This is a genomic window from Pseudoalteromonas sp. AWM4_233 (genome assembly GCF_056158285.1).
Window position 1 is genome coordinate 1 of record NZ_JBSWSZ010000131.1, and the last position, 1,465, is coordinate 1,465.

Genomic DNA, 1,465 nt, shown 5'->3' on the forward strand with positions numbered 1-1,465 from the left:
GCTACTCATACCGGCATTCTCACTTCTAAGCGCTCCACCAGTCCTTACGGTCTGACTTCACCGCCCTTAGAACGCTCTCCTACCACTGACATCATAAGATGTCAATCCGCAGCTTCGGTGGTGCGTTTAGCCCCGGTACATTTTCGGCGCAGAGTCACTCGACCAGTGAGCTATTACGCACTCTTTAAATGGTGGCTGCTTCTAAGCCAACATCCTGGTTGTCTAAGCAACTCCACATCCTTTTCCACTTAACATATACTTTGGGACCTTAGCTGGCGGTCTGGGCTGTTTCCCTCTTGACTACGGATCTTATCACTCGCAGTCTGACTCCCATGGATAAGTCTTTGGCATTCGGAGTTTGACTGAATTCGGTAACCCGATGAGGGCCCCTAGTCCAATCAGTGCTCTACCTCCAAGACTCTTACTACTTGAGGCTAGCCCTAAAGCTATTTCGGAGAGAACCAGCTATCTCCAGGTTCGATTGGAATTTCTCCGCTACCCACACCTCATCCCCGCACTTTTCAACGTGCGTGGGTTCGGGCCTCCATTCAGTGTTACCTGAACTTCACCCTGGACATGGGTAGATCACCTGGTTTCGGGTCTACGACCACATACTCATTCGCCCTATTCAGACTCGCTTTCGCTGCGGCTCCGCCTCTTCAGCTTAACCTCGCATGCGATCGTAACTCGCCGGTTCATTCTACAAAAGGCACGCCATCACCCATTAACGGGCTCTGACTACTTGTAGGCACACGGTTTCAGGATCTCTTTCACTCCCCTTCCGGGGTGCTTTTCACCTTTCCCTCACGGTACTGGTTCACTATCGGTCACTAGGGAGTATTTAGCCTTGGGAGATGGTCCTCCCTGCTTCCGACGGAATTTCTCGTGTTCCGCCGTACTCAGGATCCACTCAAGAGGGAACGAAGTTTCAACTACAGGGTTGTTACCTTCTTCGACGGACCTTTCCAGGTCGCTTCATTTACTTCGTTCCTTTGTAACTCCGTATAGAGTGTCCTACAACCCCAAGAGGCAAGCCTCTTGGTTTGGGCTAATTCCGTTTCGCTCGCCGCTACTCAGGAAATCGCATTTGCTTTCTCTTCCTCCGGGTACTTAGATGTTTCAGTTCCCCGGGTCTGCCTTCAATATCCTATGTATTCAGATAAAGATACTGTTCCATTACGAACAGTGGGTTTCCCCATTCGGAAATCTCCGGATCAAAGCTCACTTACAGCTCCCCGAAGCATATCGGTGTTAGTCCCGTCCTTCATCGGCTCCTAGTGCCAAGGCATTCACCGTGCGCCCTTCTAACTTAACCGTATTTGACGTGTTCATCGAAGATGAACAAGATCAAAGGTTTTTAATCTCTATTTAACATAGAGAGAATTGACTAAAATGGCGATTACTCGGTTATTGCTTCTTCATTAACATTATCTAGTTTTCAGAGAACGACTCTTTCATTGAGAGA

At 49.0% G+C, this 1,465-nt stretch carries 1 rRNA gene; it reads right to left on the reverse strand.

The features are described from left to right. Positions 1–1,315, reverse strand: a 23S ribosomal RNA gene (locus tag ACXAC4_RS27130); the annotation flags it as partial. Between the last annotated feature and the right edge of the window lie 150 nt (positions 1,316–1,465).